The sequence below is a fragment of the Burkholderia sp. AU28863 genome, from assembly GCF_002223195.1.
GTDB classification, from domain to species: Bacteria; Pseudomonadota; Gammaproteobacteria; order Burkholderiales; family Burkholderiaceae; genus Burkholderia; species Burkholderia sola.
The window spans coordinates 30,830-51,829 of the sequence record NZ_NKFE01000001.1; the positions used below are offsets into that span (position 1 = coordinate 30,830).

The 21,000-nt window shown below is 67.6% G+C and carries 19 protein-coding genes; 8 read left to right on the plus strand and 11 right to left on the minus strand.

The features are described 5' to 3' along the window. Genes gspM through gspG form a run of 7 tightly spaced genes read right to left on the minus strand, consistent with a single transcriptional unit; the run spans position 1 to position 5,148 of the window. Positions 1-507, minus strand: coding sequence for a type II secretion system protein GspM (gene gspM / locus CFB81_RS00175; protein ID WP_089434420.1), 507 nt, complete (start codon positions 505-507; stop codon positions 1-3). Next, the gene (gspL, locus tag CFB81_RS00180) at positions 504-1,877 is read right to left on the minus strand and encodes a type II secretion system protein GspL (RefSeq protein ID WP_069618805.1); all 1,374 of its coding nucleotides are present in this window, start codon (positions 1,875-1,877) and stop codon (positions 504-506) included. Before gspL ends, gspM begins: the two co-directional genes overlap by 4 nt. 26 nt (positions 1,878-1,903) lie before the next feature. Continuing rightward, on the minus strand, positions 1,904-3,013 hold the full coding sequence (gspK, locus tag CFB81_RS00185) for a type II secretion system minor pseudopilin GspK (RefSeq protein WP_089434421.1): 1,110 nt from the start codon (positions 3,011-3,013) through the stop codon (positions 1,904-1,906). A 2-nt stretch (positions 3,014-3,015) separates the two neighbouring features. Continuing rightward, entirely contained in the window at positions 3,016-3,705 is a 690-nt protein-coding gene (locus CFB81_RS00190; RefSeq protein WP_089434322.1) for a type II secretion system protein J, read from the minus strand. Then, positions 3,683-4,084, minus strand: coding sequence for a type II secretion system minor pseudopilin GspI (gene gspI / locus CFB81_RS00195; protein WP_089434422.1), 402 nt, complete (start codon positions 4,082-4,084; stop codon positions 3,683-3,685). The genes CFB81_RS00190 and gspI overlap by 23 nt, the downstream gene beginning before the upstream one ends. Before the next feature lie 2 nt (positions 4,085-4,086). Next, on the minus strand, positions 4,087-4,656 hold the full coding sequence (locus CFB81_RS00200) for a GspH/FimT family pseudopilin (RefSeq protein WP_089434323.1): 570 nt from the start codon (positions 4,654-4,656) through the stop codon (positions 4,087-4,089). A 39-nt stretch (positions 4,657-4,695) separates the two neighbouring features. Next, complete coding sequence (gene gspG / locus CFB81_RS00205; protein WP_012492990.1) at positions 4,696-5,148, minus strand: type II secretion system major pseudopilin GspG; 453 nt, start codon at positions 5,146-5,148, stop codon at positions 4,696-4,698. Between the two features lie 175 nt (positions 5,149-5,323). On the opposite strand from gspG, the gene CFB81_RS00210 reads away from it, so the two are divergent. Beyond that, positions 5,324-5,734: a type II secretion system protein N gene (locus CFB81_RS00210; protein ID WP_006477247.1), complete on the plus strand. Its 411-nt coding sequence runs from the start codon at positions 5,324-5,326 to the stop codon at positions 5,732-5,734. A gap of 37 nt (positions 5,735-5,771) precedes the next feature. On the opposite strand, the gene gspF is transcribed toward CFB81_RS00210, so the two are convergent. From gspF to gspD, 3 genes are read right to left on the minus strand one after another with little or no spacing between them, the layout of a single operon-like run. Then, complete coding sequence (gene gspF, locus CFB81_RS00215; protein WP_069618801.1) at positions 5,772-6,989, minus strand: type II secretion system inner membrane protein GspF; 1,218 nt, start codon at positions 6,987-6,989, stop codon at positions 5,772-5,774. Positions 6,990-6,993: 4 nt separating this feature from the next. Then, complete coding sequence (gspE, locus tag CFB81_RS00220; RefSeq protein ID WP_089434324.1) at positions 6,994-8,493, minus strand: type II secretion system ATPase GspE; 1,500 nt, start codon at positions 8,491-8,493, stop codon at positions 6,994-6,996. Continuing rightward, complete coding sequence (gene gspD, locus CFB81_RS00225) at positions 8,490-10,832, minus strand: type II secretion system secretin GspD (protein ID WP_089434325.1); 2,343 nt, start codon at positions 10,830-10,832, stop codon at positions 8,490-8,492. The genes gspE and gspD overlap by 4 nt, the downstream gene beginning before the upstream one ends. Before the next feature lie 366 nt (positions 10,833-11,198). On the opposite strand from gspD, the gene CFB81_RS00230 reads away from it, so the two are divergent. Together CFB81_RS00230 and CFB81_RS00235 are read left to right on the plus strand one after the other, a co-directional pair. Continuing rightward, complete coding sequence (locus tag CFB81_RS00230; protein ID WP_069618799.1) at positions 11,199-11,696, plus strand: lytic transglycosylase domain-containing protein; 498 nt, start codon at positions 11,199-11,201, stop codon at positions 11,694-11,696. Between the two features lie 154 nt (positions 11,697-11,850). After that, positions 11,851-13,164: a GTP-binding protein gene (locus tag CFB81_RS00235; protein ID WP_089434423.1), complete on the plus strand. Its 1,314-nt coding sequence runs from the start codon at positions 11,851-11,853 to the stop codon at positions 13,162-13,164. Positions 13,165-13,293: 129 nt separating this feature from the next. On the opposite strand, the gene CFB81_RS00240 is transcribed toward CFB81_RS00235, so the two are convergent. After that, positions 13,294-13,572: an HU family DNA-binding protein gene (locus CFB81_RS00240; RefSeq protein ID WP_006401505.1), complete on the minus strand. Its 279-nt coding sequence runs from the start codon at positions 13,570-13,572 to the stop codon at positions 13,294-13,296. A 388-nt stretch (positions 13,573-13,960) separates the two neighbouring features. Here CFB81_RS00240 and mnmC point away from each other — a divergent pair, with 388 nt between their 5' ends. The 5 genes from mnmC to CFB81_RS00275 all read left to right on the plus strand — a co-directional run bounded on the left by mnmC (position 13,961) and on the right by CFB81_RS00275 (position 20,791). Then, positions 13,961-15,892, plus strand: a complete 1,932-nt coding sequence (gene mnmC, locus CFB81_RS00245) for a bifunctional tRNA (5-methylaminomethyl-2-thiouridine)(34)-methyltransferase MnmD/FAD-dependent 5-carboxymethylaminomethyl-2-thiouridine(34) oxidoreductase MnmC (protein WP_089434326.1) — start codon at positions 13,961-13,963, stop codon at positions 15,890-15,892. Positions 15,893-16,563: 671 nt separating this feature from the next. Continuing rightward, on the plus strand, positions 16,564-17,778 hold the full coding sequence (locus tag CFB81_RS00260) for a cation:proton antiporter (RefSeq protein WP_069618797.1): 1,215 nt from the start codon (positions 16,564-16,566) through the stop codon (positions 17,776-17,778). A gap of 14 nt (positions 17,779-17,792) precedes the next feature. Beyond that, the gene (locus CFB81_RS00265) at positions 17,793-18,908 is read left to right on the plus strand and encodes a YbdK family carboxylate-amine ligase (protein ID WP_006490006.1); all 1,116 of its coding nucleotides are present in this window, start codon (positions 17,793-17,795) and stop codon (positions 18,906-18,908) included. Positions 18,909-19,413: 505 nt separating this feature from the next. Then, positions 19,414-20,052, plus strand: coding sequence for a MarR family winged helix-turn-helix transcriptional regulator (locus CFB81_RS00270; RefSeq protein WP_043887672.1), 639 nt, complete (start codon positions 19,414-19,416; stop codon positions 20,050-20,052). Positions 20,053-20,080: 28 nt separating this feature from the next. Next, positions 20,081-20,791: a glutamine amidotransferase gene (locus CFB81_RS00275; protein WP_089434424.1), complete on the plus strand. Its 711-nt coding sequence runs from the start codon at positions 20,081-20,083 to the stop codon at positions 20,789-20,791. Positions 20,792-21,000 lie beyond the last annotated feature (209 nt).

Sequence of the window (21,000 nt, forward strand, 5' to 3'; positions counted from 1 at the left end):
CTATTTCTGGACGGACGGTTGCATCACGGCCGTCAGATCCACCTGACCGTCTTCCTTCAGGGCCGTGGCATGCGCTTCGCCGACCTGCACCTTGAACTGCCGGCGCGCATCGTCGAGCCACTGGGTCCATGCCGGGAACGACACGTTCTTCATCTGGACCTGCACGCCGTTGCCGACGATCTGCACCTGCGCGCCCTGCAGCCCGTGATCGGACAGCGATGCAGTGAGCGCATCCTTCAGCGCGAGGCCGGTCGGCGCGACACCCTGCGCGGCGACCGACAGCGATTTCGCCTCGTTCGCCTGCGCGGTCATCTGCGCGAGCTCGTGACGCATCGTCGGCAGCTCGCGCTGGATTCGCGCACGGCCTTCCTGCGCGGGCGACCACAGCACCGAATACGCAATCGCGACCGCCAGCACGGCGCCGCCCCAGCCGAGCAGCATTTTCTCGCGCGGCGAGCGCTCGCCCCAGAACTGGGCCAGCGTCTGGTTCAGTTGTTCGGTTTTCATGAGCGGCTCCGGATCGTCCATTTGCCCGTGTTGCTGTCGACTTCGCCGGACAGTCCGTTACGCGCGAGGCGCTGCGTGAAATCGGGATCGACCTTGACCTCCGGCTTGAAGCCGACGTCGAGCCGCCGGTCGTGATAGTCGAGCGACGCGATGCCGTTCAGCGGCAGCGCCCCCATCGAGCGCGCCAGGCCGCTCGACAGCGCGAGGAAATCGTTCGGCGACAGTTCGCCGGCCGCGAGGCGCAGCTGGTCGAGCTGGCGCTGCATCTGCGCGGGCGGGTCGAGCACGGTGGTCGTCTTCGGGAACGCAGACAGCAGCGTCTCGGTAATCTGCGCGGACAGCGCATCGCGCTCGCGCGACAGCTTCCACCAGTGCACGTTCATCCCGATCACAGCGACGCCGAGCGTCGCCGCGGCGAGCGCGATCGGCACGCGCAGGCGCTTGAGCGTCGCGCGGTCGAAGCGCCACGGCTGCGACTCGAATTCGAACTGGCACAGATCGAACTTCTCGGCGAGCGCCCGGCGCGCGAACGTATCGAACGACAGCGGTGCAGCGCCCGGCAGCAGCGGCGCGTCGGTGCGGCCGACCGACGCGAGCCGCGGCTCCGCGCCCGGCTCGCCGAGTTCGTACAGTTCGACGTCGCCGCCGCCCGCGAGCGCGGCCAGCGTGCCGGCCGCGCGCGACGCGGGCGCCGCGAAACCTTCGCCAAGCGCGCCGCGCGCGACCGCCAGCTCGAGGCGCCGCGCACCGGCCGCGGCCGGCAATGCGCCGGCTTCGACGAGTACCGGTTCGACCGCCGTCGCGAGCCCGAGCACCGCGGCGACCGTCGCCGGGCGGGCAGCCGGCTCGGTGACGTCCGCGACGAGCGCGGCGGCGTCGGTCGCCTCGCCGTCGGCCGGCACGGTGGATGCGGCCTCGGCCGACCCACGCGGCGCCGGCAGGCAGCGGGTCGCGGGGACCGCGCTCAGGTGCCGGTGGCCGGCCGCGGTAAACGCGTCGCAGATCGCGCGGAACCACGCGCGATCGACGACGGCCAGCACGCGGCGCCCGTCGGGCAGCGGGGCCGGGTCGAGCGCGATGTGGCAGCCGAGCGGATCCTGGATCAGCTGATCCTCGACGATGTTGGGCAGCGCCTGGCGCAGCTTCGGCCCCTTCAGCGGCGGCACGGTCGCGGCCAGCAGCAGCACGTCGCGCGCGGCGACGATCAGCACCGTCGCGTTCGCGCGCGGCAGCAGCGCGAGCGCGGCGCGGCCCGCGCGCTGCACGTGGCCGGCCTTGTCGACGAGCGTGAACGGCAGCTCGGGCCACTGCCATTCCTGCAACGGCACGGCAGGCTCGCGCGGCGGCAAAGAAACAATCAACGTGCTCACAAGAGCTCCTCTCCCGATTGGCGTCGTTATAGCTGGTCGCGGATGCGCACGACCCGTGTCGAGTGCGTGGTCGGATCACGATACACGAGCGAGGTGCGGTCGACCTCCGCGCGTTCGTGCTGAATCCGGCCGTGCACGATGAAATAGCTCGAATTGACGTCGACGAGGCTCGAGTCGATCGTCACGTTCGGCGGCGCGCCGGCGCCGCGCAGCGCGAGCTGCACGTCGCCGACGTTCCGGAAAAACACCGTCTCGCGGCGCGCCACGAGCGCCTGCGCGGACGACACGCTCATTCCCGGTATCAGCGCGGCGATCACTTCGGCCGGCGCGGTGTTCATGTTCACGGGCGTCGTGGTCGGCAGCACGGTGACGAACGGGCGCAGCCGCGCGACCATCTCCGGCGTCACGCCGTCGACGTCGAGCAGGCTGTCGACGCGCGTCATCATCAGCGGCGCGGGCCCACGGTCGCCGCCGGCCATCCCCGGATCGTCGGTGAAGCCGCTGCCCTGCATGTCGCTGCTCGTCACCGGCGCGGTCGCGGCGTTTGCGGCCGTCCCGCCGCCGCCGGGCAGGTTCGGCATCTGGAACCGCGTGGCCGAATGCAGCAGCCCCGCGCGCACCTGCAGCGCGATGCGCTTCGCGAACGCGCTGTCGTAGCCGAGCGTCGTCAGCAGGCGCTGGAACGCCTGCATCTGCGTGACGTTCAGCTGCAGCACGCCGGGCGCCGGCGACGACACGAGGTTGCGCAGGTTGAACTTCGCCTGCGCATCCTCGATCGAGCCGGACAGATAGGTGTCTTCGGCGTCCGTGTCGTTGGGCGCGCCGATCCGGCCGAGGAAATCCGACAGCTTCGTCTTCGCGATCGGCACGCCCCAGATCCCGCCGAGATACGTGATGCCGGGCGCCGTATCGCCTTCGGAGCGCAGGATCATCCGGGTCCAGTCGAGCGCGCCGCGCGCGACCCACTGCGCCTGCGCGATCACGCGCTGGTTCTCGATGCGGCGGATCTGCACCTGCTGGCGCCACAACATCCCCGAGACGAGGATCGCCGACAGCGCGACCACGAGCAGCGCGGTGATGATCGCGGCGCCGCGCTGGCGGCGGGCAGGCATTCGACGGGCTGGGCGCGCACGCATCGTCATTCCCCGACGAGGAAGATGCGCGTGACCGGCACGCGCAGCGACGTCGCGCCGATGCTGACCTGCAGCCCGGTCACCGCGCGCGCCGGCGGCGCGTTGCCGATCTGCGGCACCTTCAGCGCGTCGTTGTTCTGCGCGAGCGCTTCGTCGGCCGTCTGCAGGTTGGTGGTCCAGCCCACGCGCGGCACGTACAGCTTCGCGTCGATCGCGCCGACGCCGCCCATCAGCGCGACCCAGCTCCAGCCTTCGACGCTGCTGTCCTTCAGCACGGTGCGCAGCCGGTTCGTGTCGTCGATCGGCGGCGACGCATAGCGCACGACGCGGCCGCCGGCGATCCGGTAGCGGACCACCTGCAGCCGCGGCGCGACGCCCGGCACGTCGAGCTCGCGCACGATCTGCAGCGTGTTGCCGGCGACGCCGATCGCCGGCTGGCCGGCCTCGTCGTCGGTCGCGGCGAGTCGCGCGTCGATGCGCATCTGGTCGAACATCTGCGCGAACACGCGCTCGTCTTCCATCGCGGCCGCGACCTTGTCGCGACCGCGCATGATCTGGTCGAGCCCGCGCCATGCGAGGATCGCGACCACCGCGAGAATCGCGATCGCGATCATCAGCTCGATCAGCGTGAAGCCGCGGGCGGGGCGGGCGAACGGGCGTCGCATCGGCGCGTCAGAGCGGGCGGCTGGTTTCATTCGCGACCACCGTCACCATTTGCGCGAGCACGCCGGCACGGCCGGGCATGCTCACCGAAATCCGCACGCGCCGGAACACCGGGTTCGGCGTGGTGCTCACGCGCTGCGTGCACACGAGCTGCACGTTGCCTTGCGAGCAGTCGAAACTCTGTTCGCCGACCTCCGGCCATGCATGCGTGAGCCGCAGCTGCGCGAGCGCGTTGTCGGCGCTCCAGCCGGCGAGCAGGCGGCGATGCAGGTCGGACGCATTGGTCGCCATCGTGCCGACCGCGCGGATCGACGCGGCGAGCGCGACCGCGATGATCGCGAGCGCGACCAGCACCTCGATCATCGTGAAGCCGCGGGAAGGGGAAACGGAGAAGGGCAGGCGACGACGCATCGTCATTGCACCTCGTAGCGGCCGTTGCCGGTGCCGACGATCGTCGCGCTGCCGGCGGCCGAATGCAGCGTCACGCGCACCGGCGTGTCGATGCTCTCGGTGCCGAACACGACGCGGTTCGCGCGCGTGTCCGACCCCGGGTAATCGATGTCCGCGCCGGTGACGCCGCCGTCCCAGTCGCGCGGGCGCAGCAGGTCGTCGCGCAGCGTGCGCCAGCCGTCGGGCGAACTCACGTCGAACTGGAAGCCGTGCGCGGTCGGCTGCCACGCGATCGGCCGCGCGCGCACCTGCGCTTCGTCGCCGGCCGTCTCGAACAGCAGCGCGATGCGCTGCGCTTCCTCGCGCAGGTCGGTGCGCGGATTACGCGTCAGCGACAGCGACGCGAGCGACACGAGCAGCCCCGCGATCACGAGCACGACCAGCATTTCGAGCAGCGTGAAGCCGCGCGCGCGACGGCGCGCCGCACGGTGCTTCGTCAAGCCGCCATCGGCACGTGCCGGTACGGACGGCGCCGCACCGCGACGCACCCGGCAATCGCGGTCGCAGCGGGAGGTCGTGCGAATGGCGAGCATGAAGAACGGAAATGAAACGTCGGGCCGATCAGCGCCGGCTTACTGCCACGAGCCGATGTCGGAGTCGTTGCTTTCGCCGCCTTCCTTGCCGTCGGCGCCGTAGCTGAACACGTCGATCTCGCCGTGCACGCCCGGGTTCAGGTACTTGTACCCGTTGCCCCACGGGTCGTTCGGCAGGCGCTCGAGATAGCCGCCGTCCTTCCAGTTGTTCGGGATCGGATCGTTGGTCGGCTTCTGGATCAGCGCGTTCAGGCCCTGCTCCTGGGTCGGATAGCGGCCGTTGTCCAGACGGTACAGCTTGAGCGCCTGCATGATCGTGCCGATGTCCTGCTTCGCGGCGATGCGGCGCGCCTCGTCGGGGCGGCTCATGATCTTCGGCACGATCAGCGCCGCCAGGATCCCGAGGATCGCGACCACCACCATGATCTCGATCAGCGTGAAACCGCGCTGACGACGCACGGCCGCGTTGCGGCGAGTGATCCACGTTTGCATGACTGACTACCTCTTTCCAAAAAATGTCGTCGATTGAGTGACGCACCCGGCGCACCGGACGATTGCCTGACAGCAACCTTCCGGACCGGCGGGCGCGGAGCACGCATTGTAAGGCGCGCATCGCCGAGGGCTTTCACCCAACGCAAATTTCATATACATCCGTACAATAGCGCGCATGAACGCGCTCTCGATCCGGATCCTTTCCCTCGCCCTCTTCGCGGGTTTGTGCGCGACGGCCACCTACTGGGTCGTCACGCTGTCGGCCCGCGAAGCGCCGCTGCCCGCCGCCGCCGCGCGGCTGCCGATCCGCACCGAGGACGCCGCCGCGCTCTTCGGCGGTCAGCTCGACAAGAATCCCGTCCAGGACATCCACCTGTTCGGCATTCTCGCGCTCGACCACGGCGGCGCGGCGATCGTCGGCGTCGGCGGCGAACCGCCGCGCGCCGTGTCGCTCGGCGCGGAGGTCACGTCCGGCGCGAAGCTCGCCGAAGTCCGGCCGCGCTCGATCATCGTCGACCGCAACGGCGCCCGCGCCGAAATCCAGCTCCCGGCGAACACGCCGTCCCCCGCGATCTACATGCGCTGAACGGTAGCGGTCCGTCCGTCGGAATCGGGCCGCACCGTCACTGCACCATGTTGTTCAGCTCGATGATCGGCAGCATCACGGCCAGCACGATCACGAGCACGATGCCGCCCATCGCGAGGATCAGCAGCGGCTCCAGCAGGCTCGTCAGGAACATCGTGCGGCGCTCGAGTTCGCGCGCTTCGCCTTCGGCCGCGCGATCCAGCATCGTCGTCACGTCGCCCGTCGCTTCGCCCGAACGAATCAGGTGCACGAGCACCGGCGGAAACGTCTTCACGTTGTTCAGCGCGCGCGACAGCGCGGAGCCTTCGCGCACGCGCACGATCGCATCGTCGATGTTCGCGCGCATCGCGCGGTTCGACAGCGTCTCGCCGGCCGCCTGCAACGCGCGCAGGATCGGCACGCCGGCCGCGGTGAGAATGCCGAGCGTGCTCGCGAAGCGCACCGTGTTGTAGCCGCGCACGAGCTTGCCGGCGAGCGGGGCGGTCAGCACCCAGCGGTCGAACGCGAGCCTCGGCCCGGCGCGCGACAGCGTCGTCTTCACGAACCACACGACGAGCGCGACCGCGATCAGGATCGCCCACCACCAGTGCCGCACGAATTCCGACAGCGCCATCATCACGACCGTGAGGATCGGCAGCTGCTGCTTCGTGCTCGCGAACACGTTGACGACCTGCGGCACGACGTAGCTCAGCAGGAACGTGACGATGCCGAACGCGATCAGCGTGACGATGCCCGGATACGTGAACGCCAGCAGGATCTTCTGCTTCAGCGCGTTGCTCTGCTCGATGTAGTCGGCCAGGCGCGACAGCACGATGCCGAGCTTGCCGGTGTGCTCGCCCGCGGCAACGAGTGCGCGGTAGATTTCCGGAAAATCGCGCGGATGCTGGCCCAGCGCATTCGCGAGCGAATGGCCGCCGAGCACTTCCGCGCGGATCGCGGCCATCAGTTCGCGGATGTAGTCGCGCTCGGCCTGCTCGGTCAGCACGCCGAGCGCCTCGTCGAGCGGCAGCCCCGCGATCAGCAGGCTCGCGAGCTGGCGCGTGAGGATCGCCTGCTCGCGCTGCGACAGCTTGCGGCCGAACGCGAGCCGCTGCGAACGTGCGCCGCGCGTCGCGCTGGCGGCCGGCTCGACGACGAGCGGCGTCAGCCCCTGCGTGCGCAGCTGGCCGCGCGCGGCACGCGCGCTGTCGGCATCGATCACGCCTTTCTGCGCGCGCCCCGCCGAATCGATTGCTTCGAAACGGAATGCCGGCATCGCGCTATGCGCCTCCCGTCACGCGCAGCACTTCCTCGAGCGACGTCACGCCGGACGCGAGCCAGCGCTCCGCGTCGTCGCGCAGCGTGCGCATCCCTTCCGCTCGGCCGGCGGCGAGAATTTCAGCATCGGCCGCGTTGCGGTGAATCAGCGAGCGGATCGAATCGTCGATCACCAGCAGCTCGTACACACCGCGCCGGCCCGCATAACCGGAATGTCCGCACTTCGCGCAGCCGACCGGATGCCATACGGTGCGGCCGTCCTCGTGCCGCTCTTCCTTGCAGACGGGGCAGAGCTGGCGCACGAGGCGCTGCGCGAGCACGCCGAGCAGCGACGACGCGAGCAGGTACGGCTCGACGCCCATGTCGGTCAGGCGCGTGACGGCGGACGCCGCATCGTTCGTGTGCAGCGTCGCGAGCACGAGGTGGCCCGTCAGCGACGCCTGCACCGCGATCTGCGCGGTTTCGAGGTCGCGGATTTCGCCGATCATGATCACGTCCGGGTCCTGGCGCAGGATCGAGCGCAGCGCGCGGGCAAAGGTCATCCCGATCCGCTCGTTCACCTGCGTCTGGCCGATGCCGGACAGATCGTATTCGATCGGGTCCTCGACGGTCATGATGTTGGTCGTCGCGGTTTCGAGCCGCGACATCGACGCATACAGCGTGGTCGTCTTGCCCGAACCGGTCGGGCCGGTGACGAGCACGATGCCGTGCGGGCGGCCGATCAGCTTGTCGAACTGGACGAGCGTGTCGCGCCCCATCCCGAGCGCTTCGAGGTTCAGCCGCTGCGCATCCTTTTCCAGGAGACGCAGCACCGCGCGCTCGCCGTGCCCGGTCGGCAGCGTCGACACGCGCACGTCGACCGGCCGGCCGCCGACGCGCAGCGTGATGCGGCCGTCCTGCGGCAACCGCTTCTCGGCGATGTCGAGCTGCGCCATGATCTTGATCCGCGAGATCAGCGCGCCGTGCAGCGCCTTCTTCGGGCGCACGACGTCGCGCAGCGTGCCGTCGACGCGAAAGCGCACGACTGACGCATTCTCGAACGGCTCGATGTGGATGTCCGACGCCTGTTCGCGTGCCGCTTGCGTGAGCAGTGCGTTGATCATCCGGATGATCGGCGCGTCGTCTTCCGATTCGAGCAGATCCTCGACTTCCGGGATGTCCTGCATCAGCCGCGACAGGTCGACTTCGCCTTCGACCTCGCCGACCACCTGCGCGGCGCTGCCGTCCTGGCGCGCATAGGCCTGGTTGATCGCCTGCGCGAGCTCGTCGGCCGGCACGCGATGCACGGCGATCGAGCCGAAGTTGCGCGCGATCTCCGCGAGCGCGGCATCGCTCGTGCGTTCGCTGATCCACACCTCGAGCGTGTCGTCGAGCTGGTGCGCGATCAGCACCTGGCCGCTCTTCGCGAAGCCGTACGGCAGCAAACGCGCGGCGAGCGGCGACGGCGGCTGGCGTTCGCCCGGCGCGCCGTCGTGGGCGGAGGACGCGAGCACGTCGCTCACTGCGACGCTCCCGGCGCGGTGGTCAGCGGCTGTTGCGGCACCGCCTGCTGAGGCACGCTTTGCGGCTGCGCGGGCGTCGCCTCGGGCAACGGCTGGGCCGGTACCGGCGCGACCTGGCGCTGCAACTGCTGGCGGCGCATCTTGTCGAGATCGAACAGGTTGCCGGCCGGCGTGCCGCCCTGGCTCGGACCCAGCGGCATCGGCGGGACGACCGGGTCGTCCTTGTCGCGGATCACGTTGTTGTCCGACTTGTACGCGCCCGTCACGCCCTGGATGTAGTCGTAGCGGTTCGCGGTGACTTCCTGCGCGGTGCTGCGATCGGAAATGATCACCGGACGCAGGAACACCATCAGGTTGGTTTTCGCGCGCTGCTTCGATTCCGAACGGAACAGCTGGCCGATCCACGGGATGTCGCCAAGCAGCGGCACCTTGCTGTTCGACACCTGGTAGTTGTCCTGCATCAAGCCGCCGAGCACGATGATCTCGCCGTTGTCGGCCAGGATCGTCGACTGGATCGAGCGTTTCGTGAAGGTCGGGCCGGTCTGCGCGTTCGTGGTGCCGCTGACGACGGCCGAATCCTCGGTATAGAGCTGCAGCTTCAGGATCCCGCCGTCGGTGATCTGCGGCTTCACGTGCAGCGTCAGGCCGACGTCGCGACGATCGTAGGTATTGAACGCATTGCTCGTCGTGCCGCTCGTCAGGTTCGAATACGAGCCGGTCGCGATCGGCACGTTCTGGCCGACGACGATCTTCGCTTCCTCGTTGTCGAGCGTGATCAGGTTCGGCGTCGACAGCACGTTCGCGTCGCTCACGCCCGCGAAGTATTGCAGCAGCGCGCCGAGCCCCTGCACGCCGAACATGTTGTGCAGCCAGCCGATGTTGAGCCCCTGGGACAACTGCCCGAGGTTGGCGGCCAGCCCGCCGCCGGTGACTCCGCCGGCTGCGTTGGTCAGGCCGCCCGCCGTCAGGTTGATGATGCTGTTGCCCAACCCCAGCCCGGGGTTCAGGTTCGTGCCGCCGAGGAACTGGCCGCTCGCGACCTGCCACTGGATGCCGAGGTTGCCCTGCGTCGTCGAATTCAGCTCGACGATCAGCGCTTCGATATAGACCTGCGCGCGCCGTGCGTCGAGCTGGTCGATCACCGAGCGCAGGTTCCGGTAGACCGGATCGGACGCAGTGATGATCAGCGAGTTGGTGGCCGAATCGGCCTGGATCATCCCGCCTGGCTGGTTGTCGTCACCGCTCTTGTCCTTGTCGCCGCCGAGCAGGCCGCCCGTGCCGAGGCCGCCGCCGGACGAGCCGCCGCCATACGCCGACGAGGACGACGAACCGCCGAGGCCGCCCGACGGCAGCGGCGGGGTGCCCGACGTGCCGGTCGAGAAGTTGCCGCTCGACGACGAGCCGCCGTTCTGGTTGAAGCTGTTCGCATCGTTGGACGACGCCGACGAGCCGCTGTCGTTGCCGCCCTTGCCGAGCATCCCGCGCAGCGTCTTCGCGAGCTTCACCGCATCGGCGTTGCGCAGCGGCACGACGTGCATGTTGCCGGGCACCGCGCTCGGCGCGTCGAGCTGCTGCGCGAGGCGTTTCGCGGCCGCGAGGCGCGAGCCGTTCGATGCGCGCAGCAGCAGCGAGTTCGTGCGCGGGTCGGCCGTGACCGACACCTTCAGCGTCGCGTCGCTGTTGCCGATCGCACCCGGGTCGAGCATCTTCTGCATCTGCGCGGCGAGGTCGATCGCGTTCGCGTTGCGCAGCGTCACGACCTGCACCTGCGCACCCGCGGCGCTGTCGATGCCCGAGATGATCTGCGCGATGCGGCGCACGTTGTCCGCATAGTCGGTCACGACGATCGTGTTGTTCGCCGGGTAGGCCGTCACCGTGTTGTTCGGCGAGATCAGCGGCCGCAGCACGGGCAGCAGGTTGTTCGCCGATTCGTTGTGCAACTCGAACACCTGCGTGATCACCTGGTCGCCGCGCGCCTGCGGCGCATTGCCGACGTAGGTCGGCACGCCCTGCAGCTTCGCGTCGGCTTCCGGCACGACCTTCAGCACGCCGTGATCCTGCACGAGCGCGAAGCCCTGCATGCGCAGCGCGGACTGCAGCGTCTTCAACGCCTGGTCTTCCGGCACCGGCCGTTCGGCGACGAGATTGAGCTGCCCCTTCACGCGGGGATCGACGATGATGGTCTTGCCGGTCGCGGCGCCGATCGCTTTCGCGACCTGGTCGATGTCCGCATTCACGAAGTTGAGCGTGACCTGAGCGTAGGCAGCCTGCGAGACGATGATGCCCGCCACGAGCAGGGTCGTGGCGATACGCCGCATAACGAAGCGATTTCTTGTCATGGATGAATGGGTCGATGCCGGCTCAGGCCACTTCCGGCGGTAGTGCTGGGATCCAAGTCCGAAAGAGGCGACATTAGCAGTTTTTCATGTCCGAAATATCACATTGATCCGAAGACTGTCTCACATACGACATGTGTCCGGCGAATCGTATGCGATATGTAAGGATCCGCGTAACCCTCCGCATGCCGGCCGTCGCCCCGATTTCGAGATGAATCGACACGGAAATGCGGTATAAACGGGCTGCCGTATTCCTGCTGTCGCAATCGGACGGTCTGCCGGTATGATACGGGCGGCGCGTTTCTCGTCGCACTAATAACAGGCACGGGTTTTCCCGAGCTTCGCGCAATTCCTTTCCGTTTCCGCACGATGAACAGACGATTCGCTTCGCTCGCGTTGATCGCCGCCGGCGCGTGGTTCGCCAGCGGCAACGCACGCGCGGATTGTTTCGACGAAGCGGCCAAATATCAGCAGGTCAATCCGCTGATCCTGCGCGCGATCGCGTGGCAGGAGTCGCGCAACCGGCCCGGTGCGCTGAACAAGAACACGAACGGCTCGGTCGACTACGGCCTGATGCAGATCAATTCGATCCACCTGCCGACGCTGTCGCGCTACGGGATCGGCCGCGACACGCTGATGGAGCCGTGCAAGAACGTGTACATCGCCGCGTGGCATCTCAAACAGAAGATGAACCGCTACGGCAACACGTGGCAGGCGGTCGGCGCCTACCATTCGGAAACGCCGTCGCTGCGCGACAAGTACGCGCGGCAGATCGCCGGCATCCTGACGCAATGGAAGCTGCTGCCGCCCGCGCAGACTGCTCAGGCCGCTCCGGCTACTCAGGCCACGCAGGCCGCCGCTCAGTGATTCGGCGCCGCGTCGCCGGCTGACGCCGGGCCGGCCGGCGCGCGTTTGATGCACAATGCGGGCTGACGCCGCCGTTTCACCCGCGTGCGGGCCGATCGCGCCCCGGCAGGGCGCCGCGGCCGCTTTTTCATCTTTTCCGTTGGTGCATATCATCATGAATCCGGCAATGAAACAGCCGTTGCCCGTCACCGTGCTGTCCGGTTTCCTCGGCGCCGGCAAGACCACGCTGCTCAACCACGTGCTCGCGAACCGCGCGGGCCTGAAAGTCGCGGTGATCGTCAACGATCTCGCCGCGGTCAACATCGACGCGTCGCTCGTGCGCGATGCGCAGGCGCTGTCGCACGTCGAGGAACGCCTCGTCGAGATGTCGAACGGCTGCATCTGCTGCACGCTGCGCGACGATCTGCTCGTCGAGATCCGCAACCTCGCGTCCGAAGGCCGCTTCGACGCGATCATGATCGAATCGACCGGTATCGCGGAGCCGATGCCGATCGCCGAAACGTTCACGTTTGTCGACGACGACGGCGCGTCGCTGTCGGCGATCGCGCGGCTCGACACGCTCGTCACCGTGGTCGACGCGTACAACTTCCTGCGCGACTACGGCTCCGACGACGCACTCGCGACGCGCGGCATCGCCGCGTCGGAAGACGACGACCGCACGCTCGTCGAGCTGCTGATCGAGCAGATCGAATTCTGCGACGTGCTGGTGATCAACAAGGCCGACCTGGTCGGCGCGGACGATCTCGCGCGCCTGCAGCACATCCTCGCGCGGCTCAATCCGCGCGCGCACCAGGTCGTATCGACGTTCGGCAACGTGCCGCTCGACGAAGTGCTGAATACCGGCCGCTTCGATTTCGACGAAGCCGCGAACGCTCCCGGCTGGCTCGCATCGCTCGACCACGGTCACACGCATTGCGACGACCCCGACTGCCATGACGACCATCACGCGCACGTGCACGGCGAAGCGGACGAATTCGGGATCGGCAATTTTGTTTACCGTGCGCGCCGGCCGTTTCACCCGGCACGTCTCTGGGCGCTGCTGCATCAGGAGTGGCCGGGCGTGCTGCGCAGCAAGGGGGTCTTCTGGCTCGCGACGCGCAACGACATCGCGGGTTCGCTGTCGCAGGCGGGCGGCGTATGCCGGCACGGGCCGGCGGGTTTGTGGTGGGCGGCGCAGGACCGCGCGGAATGGCCGGACGACGACGAGCTGCTCGCCGAAATCCGCGCCGAATGGCTCGGCGATCTCGACGATCGCACGGTCGGCGATCGCCGACAGGAACTCGTGCTGATCGGCATCGCGCTCGACGCCGACGCGTGGCGCACGAAACTCGATGCATGCCTGCTGACCGATGCGGAATTCGCGCTCGGCGCAGCGGGATGGGCCGCATTCGACGATCCGTTCCCGGCGTGGGACGTCGATTCGCACGACGACGACGATCATGGCGACACGCAGATCGTGCACGCATGATCGCGTGGTAACGGCTTGTAAAAACAACCGTTAACTTTTGCAAGGGCGGCGCGAACTGTGGCGAAAATGCCGCGCGCGCCCAACAAAAAACCCGCCAAGAGGCGGGTTTTTTTGGGAACAGGCGCGGGTTTAACGCTTGTTGACGGCGTCCTTGAACGCCTTGCCAGCCGTGAACTTGACCGTCTTGGCTGCCGGGATCTTGATGGTTTCGCCCGTCTTCGGGTTGCGGCCCGTACGTGCTGCGCGCTTGCCCGAACCGAAGCTGCCGAAGCCGATCAGCTGAACCGCATCACCCTTCGACACGGCCTTCTTGATGACTTCGAGCAGCGTGTCCAGCGTTTCGCCGGTTTGAGCCTTGCTGGCGCCCGTTTGGGCGGCGACGGCGTCGATCAGTTCCTGTTTGTTCATTAAGGTTCCTTTATCAGGTTAGGTTGACACGAACAGCGCGAACGCGCCGATTATACGTGCGCGAACCGTGCCGTCGAGAGTCAGACTCCGACGACACAGCGCCGAATCCTGGCCCGCGCGACGCGCCCTCCGGCTTGCCGGCGGCCACCCCGCGGTACGGCGTTGCTATGATAGCGCAGCGCAAACCCAATAACGACAAGGGTTTCAAAGATTTTCATCGGTATTTCGCCGAATGAATCGTCGATTGCCCGTTTTTTGACCTGCGCCAACCGGACAGGACACGCAGCGTGGTCCGCCCATGCGCCGCCCCGTTGCCCTTTTCCAACGGCCGGCCGGACGGCCTCCCGCAATCCCTTGCCAGGCTTGGCTGCCACGTTTTTTGTTTCGCATGCCCGACCGACTTGTTTACGCCACGCTCGCGCTTCGCGACGACGGCACGCTCGTCTCGCCCGAGTTCGGCGAGCTCCATCGCGGCGCATCCGGCACGCTCGCGCACGCACATCGCGCGTTCGTCTCCGGCAACGGGCTGCCCGCGCGCTGGCAGCGCCGCCGGACGTTCACGATCGTCGCGACCGAATTCGGCGCGGGCGCCGGCTTCCTTGCGGCGTGGGCCGCGTGGCGCGACGATCCCGCGCGCTGCGAGCGGCTGCATGTCGTCGCGGTCGAGTCGCATCCGTTCTCGCGCGACGACCTGCGCCGCGCGGTTGCGCACATGGTTGCGGACACAACCATATCGGCAGACGTCGACGCGTTGATCGACGCATGGCCGATGCGGGTACCGGGCGTGCATCGGCTCGAATTCGACGAAGGGCGCGTGGTGCTCACGCTCGCATTCGGCGACGCGATCGACCTGTTGAAGAAGCTCGTCGCGCGCGCCGATGCGTTTTTTCTCGACGGCGCCGCGATATCGAGCGACGGGATCCGCGCACTCGCGAAACTCGCCGGCGAACACGCGACGTTTGCGACACATGCAAAGTCCGACGACGTGAAGCACGCGCTCGGCGAAACAGGTTTCACGTTCCGCGAAGTCGACGATCGTCTCGTCGGCGAATATGCGCCGCGCTGGCGCGCGCGCCGGCACGAGCCGCCGCGTGCGCTGCCCGTTGCAGCGCGCCGCGCGATCGTGATCGGCGCGGGCCTCGCCGGCTGCGCGGTCGTCGAACGTCTGGCCGCGCGCGGCTGGGACGTCACGCTGATCGAGCGGCACGAACGGATCGCGAGCGAAGCGTCGGGCAATCCGGCCGGGGTTTTCCATCCGCTGATGACGCGCGACGACAACGTCGCGAGCCGGCTCACGCGCGGCGGCTTCCTGCACGCGATCGCGCGCTGGCGTGCACTCGAACACGCAGGGCATGCATTCGCACGCAGCACGCGCGGGATGATCCATCTCGCCGAATCGGCCGACGATTTCGCGCGAATGCGCGACGCCTTCGATGCGTTCGGCGCGCCATCCGACTACGTGGCGCTGCTCGATGCCGATGCCGCGCGCGCGCATCTGAATCTGCCGGTCGCACACGGCGGCCTGCTGTTCCCGCACGGCGGCGCCGTCTGGCCGGCCGGGCTATGCGCCGCGCAATATGCGGCGGCCGGCGAGCGCGTGCGCCTGCTCGCGTCCACCTGCGTCGCACGGCTCGAACGGCGGGGCGACGCCTGGCATGCGCTCGACGACGCGGGCGCTACGCTCGCCGAGGCACCCGTCGTCGTGCTCGCGAACGCGGGCGACGCCGCGCGTCTTGCCGGGCTGCGGCATGTCGCGCTGCAACCGGTACGCGGCCAGCTCACGCTGCTGCCGCCGGGCACGACGGCGCCGCTGCCGTGCCCGGCGATCGGCGACGGTTACGCGGTGCCGCTCGAAGACGGCACGCTGCTGATCGGCGCCACGTTCGAACCCGACGACACCGATCCCGCAATGCGCGCGGCCGGCCACGCCGAAAACCTCGACCGCGTGCGGCACCTGCTGCCGGGCCTGATCGGCGACCTGCCGGATCCGGCCACGCTGCGCGGCCGCGTGGCGTTCCGCTGGGTCGTCGGCGACCGTCTGCCGCTCGTCGGCCCGCTCGCCGACGAAGCGCAGGCCACCGCGAACGCACGCGCGCTGGGCGGTGCGCAGGCGCGCGACCTGCCGCGCACGCCGGGCCTCTACGGCGCATTCGGCTTCGGTTCGCGCGGCCTCGTATGGGCTGCGCTCGGCGCCGAGCTGATCGCGTCGCAACTCGAAGGCGAGCCGTGGCCGCTCGAGCGTGAACTCGCCGACGCGGTCGATCCCGCCCGCTTCCTGATCCGCGCACTGCGCGCCCGCCGCGTCGGTTCGGCCGGCTGACCGGCCGCGCGCATCCGTCACAGTTTCCCGATTGTTCCGCGCAAGGTTATCCACGCGACGCTGTGGATAACCGCGCGGAATCCGCGCGCACTTCGTGTGCAATCACAGTGGACGTAAACTGGGCAACTCGGCACAGCTGTGATGCGGCCCGAAAGTTGCTCAACTCAAACCGCTGTGCGCGAACAGCCTGTGCAACCGGTTATGGTTTCGCCAACACCTTGATCTGCCAGCGTAAACCGGAGTTATCCACAGAACTGTGCGCCCTTTGTTAACTTCTACTACGTATATATACAAGTAAACCTTTGAAACCAAAGGCCTGCCGTGCCGCACAGCACCTCGAGTGGATTCAATCGGTTCCGGAGCGAAAAAGCTGTGGCACAATCGGTTTCCTTCGCGTTCGTTCGGCCAAGCGCCGGGCATGCTTCAATGGAACGGTCGGCACGATTTCGAATCTGAATCTTCGAGACTGCGCAGTCCGTTCACACACCAGGCCGACAATCCAGATCGGCAACCTGAACGACGTTCCGCCTTGTGGCGGAACAGGCGGACCCCATGTACCGCCATCGTCGAGCACAACAATCACATTCGGGGCAATACCCAGCCGGCGCGCATCCATTCCTGTCGCTTGACCCGCGTCGCTGGCGGTTGCTTCCAAAGGAGAAGTCACCACGATGAAGTCGGCGTTCTCATTCCTGCCCAACTGGCCGCTCGCGCCGGATGCCGTGTTCTGGGCCGGGCTCGCGCTGTTCGCAGCCGGCCTGTGCGGGGAGCTGTGCTATCGCGCGTGGCGCCTGCCGCGCATCACCGGCTATGCCGTGATCGGCCTGATCGCCGGTTCGTTCGGATTCGGCGTGATCGATACCAGCACCGACGAAACCTCGCGGCTGCTGATGGACGTCGCGCTCGGCCTGCTGCTGTTCGAACTCGGCAGTCGCCTCGACCTGCGCTGGATCCGGCGCAATCCGTGGCTCGTTGCGTCCAGCCTCGCGGAAGCCACGCTCACGTTCGTGCTCGTGCTGTTCGTGATGCTCGCGCTCGGCGTATCGGGGATGGTCGCGCTGGTGCTGTCGGCGATCGCGATCGCGACGTCGCCGTCGATGGTGATCCAGCTCAAGACCGAACTGCGCGCGGAAGGGCAGGTGTCGCAACGCCTGATCACGCTCACCGCGCTCAACAGCGTGTACGCGATCGTGCTGACCAAGCTCGTGACGAGCTGGCTGCACCAGGAAGCGTACGGCAACGTTTTCGCGACGATCCTGCAACCGCTCTACCTGCTCGCCGGTTCGTTCATCGTCGCGTATCTCGTCGCGCGTTCGTGCAACTACCTGTTCCGTCACATGACCGCGACGATGCGCGACGAGCATTCGTTCGTCGCGCTGTTCGGGCTCGTGATGCTCGCGATCGCCGTTGCGCAGGCGCTGAAGCTGTCGACGCTGCTCACGCTGCTGCTCGCCGGCATCATCGTGAAGAACCTCGAAGCGCGGCCGCAGCTGTGGCCCGAGCACTTCGGCACGGCCGGCTGGCTGCTGACGGTGGTGCTGTTCGTGCTGACGCTCACGTCGTTCACGTGGGGCGACATCGCGCTCGGCGGGCTGCTCGCGATCGTGCTGATCATCACGCGGCTCGCCGCGAAGCTGGCCGGCGTCGTCGCGTTCGCGAAGCCGAGCGGCCTCGGGATGAAGCAGGGCATCGCGCTCGGCATCGCGCTCACGCCGATGTCCGCGCTGTCGTACCTGCTCGTCGACGACACCTACCAGCTCTATCCCAATTTCGACCCGCACCTGCGCGCGATCGTGATGTGCTCGATCGTGATCCTGCAGCTCGTCACCCCGTTCGTCGTCTATCGCTGCCTGTCGGCGGTCGGCGAACGCAGCGACGGCAACTGATTCCGGAACCTGCCATGGCACTCGAAACCTTCGTCAATTCCGAACCGTTCACGTTCGGCGTCGAACTGGAGATCCAGGTCGTCAACACGCACAACTACGACCTGACCAAAGCGGCGTCCGACCTGATGCGCCTGATCCAGGGCGAGACCTTTCCCGGCAACATCACGCCGGAAATCACCGAAAGCATGATCGAACTGTCGACCGGCATCTGCCATTCGCACGAGCAGGCCGTCAGCGAACTGCATGCGATCCGCGACGTGCTCGTGAAGGCGGCCGACCAGCTCAACGTCGGGCTGGCCGGCGGCGGCACGCATGCGTTCCAGCAATGGAGCGACCGGCAGATCTACGATGCGCCGCGCTTCCAGTACATCTCCGAGCTGTACGGCTATCTCGCGAAGCAGTTCACCGTGTTCGGCCAGCACGTGCACATCGGCTGCCCCGATCCCGACAGCGCGCTGTTCCTGCTGCACTCGATGTCGCGCTTCATTCCGCACTTCATCGCGCTGTCCGCGTCGTCGCCGTTCGTGCAGAACGTCGACACGGGCTTCCATTCGGCACGCCTGAATTCGGTGTTCGCGTTCCCGCTGTCGGGCCGCGCGCCGTTCGTGCTGACCTGGGACTCGTTCGAGGAGTACTTCACGAAGATGGTGAACACCGGCGTCGTCAACTCGATGAAGGACTTCTACTGGGACATCCGGCCGAAGCCCGGCTACGGCACGATCGAGGTGCGCGTGATGGACACGCCGCTGTCGGTCGACCGCGCGGCGGCGATCGCCTGCTACATCCAGACGCTCGCACGCTACCTGCTGACCGACCGGCCGCTGAAGCTGTCGGAGGACGATTACCTGGTCTACACGTTCAACCGTTTCGAAGCGTGCCGTTTCGGGCTCGAGGGCACCTGCGTGAATCCTCAGACGGGCGAGCGCCGCACGATCGCGGAAGACATCCTCGATACGCTCGACCGGATCGCGCCGCATGCGGCCGCGCTCGGGTCGCGCGCGGCGCTCGACGAGATCGGCGCGCTCGCGAAGGCGCGCGTGAACGACGCATCGTGGTTGAGAACCGTTTTCAAACAGGAAAAATCGCTGAACGAGACGGTCCGGCAGCAGTGCTTACGTTGGCGCGAGTGAAAAAATGTTTTGCAGATTGCAGGATCGACCGCGCCGCGATTCGCTGAACGATTATCGGCGCCCTGTCGCGCCGAAATCGTTGGCAGGCGCCGTCGAAATCTGTGGATAACCCGATATTCCGCTGCAAAGTCAATGCTCTGCAGGCAGGATAACCCGGTGGATCATTCCCGCGCGGCCGATGGCCGATCCGAACAGGAAAATACCGGCACGCCCCGTTTCTCGGGCGCGCGACATTGCGCGCACAACGAAAAATTCCGGTTATCCAGTGATTTTCCACAGCATGCGGGGGATAACTTAGCTGTGCGATTTTCCGCTCTCGCTTAGAATGTCGGCTTTGCGGACACCGGAACGATGCGTGTCTCTCCGGTCGCCGCGAACGCGACCGCCGCGTGTGCCTCGCGACGGCCGTGCTGACGCACTCGAGAGAGGGCGTCTGTTTTGAGATAGATTCGATCTCCACACTACGGCCGCTCGGCCATCCGGGCGGCGGCAAAGCGAAAAGACTATGAGCGAAGGCGTTTACGGGAACCAGGCTGCGGGACGTGTGACCCACAGCCTGCTGCGGTTGAGCACGGCCATGCGGAGCGAGGCATGGGATTGGGCGGAAGGCGCTGGCCTCACGCCGACGCAAGGCGAGATTCTCGTGCTGCTGCTGCAGCGCAAGGGCCCGATGCGGCTCGGCGAGATCGCGCGCGAGACGCAGCTCACCGCGGCCACCACGAGCGATGCGGTCAGCACGCTCGAGACGAAGGGGCTCGTCGAGAAGCGCCGTGCGCTGGACGACGGCCGGGCACTGGCCGTCCGCCTGTCGGCGCGTGGCCGCACGGCCGCGAAGAAGGCGCTGCAATGGCCTGAATTCCTGACGAAAGCGGTCGGCAAGCTCGGCGCGGACGAGCAGGGCACGCTGTATCGCGCGCTGCTGAAGACGCTGCGCGAGCTGCAGGTGGCCGGCGCGACGCCGCCGCAGCGCATGTGCCTGACGTGCACGCATTTCCAGCCGGGCAAGCCGTCGAAGAAGACCGTGCATCACTGCGCGGTGCTCGACATCGCGATGTCCGACAGCGATCTGCGTCTCGACTGCTCGGTGCAGGAAGAAGCCGACGCGGCGACGCAGAAGAAGACCTGGAAGATTTTCGCAGGCTGACGTCCGTCGATCGACCGGGAGGCCGATGATGAACGCTGAAGTCGTGGCGATCCGCCACGTGCATTTCGAGGATCTCGGAAGCTTCGAGCAGGTGCTCGGCGAACGCGGTCGACGGGTGCGCTATGTCGATGTCGGATCGTCGCGGGTCGAAGTCCTCGACGTGCTCGAGCCGTCGCTGCTCGTCGTGCTCGGCGGGCCGCTCAGCGTGTACGACGACGCGCAGTATCCGACGATCGCGCCGCTCCTGGCGCTCGTGCGCCAGCGCATCGACGCGGGGCTGCCGATCCTCGGCATCTGCCTCGGCGCGCAGTTCATCGCGCGGGCGCTCGGCGCACGCGTCTATCCGGCCGCGCGGCACGAGCTCGGCTGGGCGCCGCTGACGCTCACCGACGCCGGCCGCGCGTCGCCGCTGCGCCATCTCGACGGCGCGACGACGTCGATGCTGCACTGGCATGGCGATACGTTCGACCTGCCGGGCGGTGCGATCCATCTCGCGTCGACGCCGGCTTGCCGCCATCAGGCGTTCGCATGGGGGCAGCACGTGCTGGCGCTGCAATGTCATCCCGAGATCCGTACCGATCGCTTCGAACCGTGGCTGATCGCGAACGCCGGCGAAATCGCCGCGACGCCCGGTATCGACGCGCGCCAGTTGCGCGCCGATACCGCGCAGCACGGCCCCGCGCTCGAGACGGCCGCCCGGAGCATGTTCGCGGAGTGGCTCGGCGGCGTCGGACTCTGACGTCGCGGGCGGCCCCGCCCCGCCGCAAAGGCGGGCCTGCCTGCGTCCGTCGCGTGCCGGCGCATCGCCGTCCATTGCCCATTCCGTTTGTTCCACGCCCCGCCGGCGTCCGGCCGGCCATACCTGACCATCCGCTTACTGCCGAGCGCGCCGTCTGCACGCTTCAGGCGTGCGTGCTACGCTCGTCCGCTCTTTCCCTTTCCTGGCGA

Coding starts and splice junctions, on each gene's coding strand:
- gspG (WP_012492990.1), bottom strand. CDS start 5,148: ATGCAAACGTGGATCACTCGCCGCAACGCGGCCGTGCGTCGTCAGCGC.
- mnmC (WP_089434326.1), top strand. CDS start 13,961: ATGCCCGACCGACTTGTTTACGCCACGCTCGCGCTTCGCGACGACGGC.
- gspF (WP_069618801.1), bottom strand. CDS start 6,989: ATGCCGGCATTCCGTTTCGAAGCAATCGATTCGGCGGGGCGCGCGCAG.
- CFB81_RS00230 (WP_069618799.1), top strand. CDS start 11,199: ATGAACAGACGATTCGCTTCGCTCGCGTTGATCGCCGCCGGCGCGTGG.
- CFB81_RS00190 (WP_089434322.1), bottom strand. CDS start 3,705: ATGAAACCAGCCGCCCGCTCTGACGCGCCGATGCGACGCCCGTTCGCC.
- CFB81_RS00260 (WP_069618797.1), top strand. CDS start 16,564: ATGAAGTCGGCGTTCTCATTCCTGCCCAACTGGCCGCTCGCGCCGGAT.
- CFB81_RS00235 (WP_089434423.1), top strand. CDS start 11,851: ATGAATCCGGCAATGAAACAGCCGTTGCCCGTCACCGTGCTGTCCGGT.
- CFB81_RS00200 (WP_089434323.1), bottom strand. CDS start 4,656: ATGCTCGCCATTCGCACGACCTCCCGCTGCGACCGCGATTGCCGGGTG.
- gspI (WP_089434422.1), bottom strand. CDS start 4,084: ATGCGTCGTCGCCTGCCCTTCTCCGTTTCCCCTTCCCGCGGCTTCACG.
- CFB81_RS00270 (WP_043887672.1), top strand. CDS start 19,414: ATGAGCGAAGGCGTTTACGGGAACCAGGCTGCGGGACGTGTGACCCAC.
- gspK (WP_089434421.1), bottom strand. CDS start 3,013: ATGCGTGCGCGCCCAGCCCGTCGAATGCCTGCCCGCCGCCAGCGCGGC.
- CFB81_RS00275 (WP_089434424.1), top strand. CDS start 20,081: ATGAACGCTGAAGTCGTGGCGATCCGCCACGTGCATTTCGAGGATCTC.
- CFB81_RS00240 (WP_006401505.1), bottom strand. CDS start 13,572: ATGAACAAACAGGAACTGATCGACGCCGTCGCCGCCCAAACGGGCGCC.
- CFB81_RS00210 (WP_006477247.1), top strand. CDS start 5,324: ATGAACGCGCTCTCGATCCGGATCCTTTCCCTCGCCCTCTTCGCGGGT.
- CFB81_RS00265 (WP_006490006.1), top strand. CDS start 17,793: ATGGCACTCGAAACCTTCGTCAATTCCGAACCGTTCACGTTCGGCGTC.
- gspM (WP_089434420.1), bottom strand. CDS start 507: ATGAAAACCGAACAACTGAACCAGACGCTGGCCCAGTTCTGGGGCGAG.
- gspD (WP_089434325.1), bottom strand. CDS start 10,832: ATGACAAGAAATCGCTTCGTTATGCGGCGTATCGCCACGACCCTGCTC.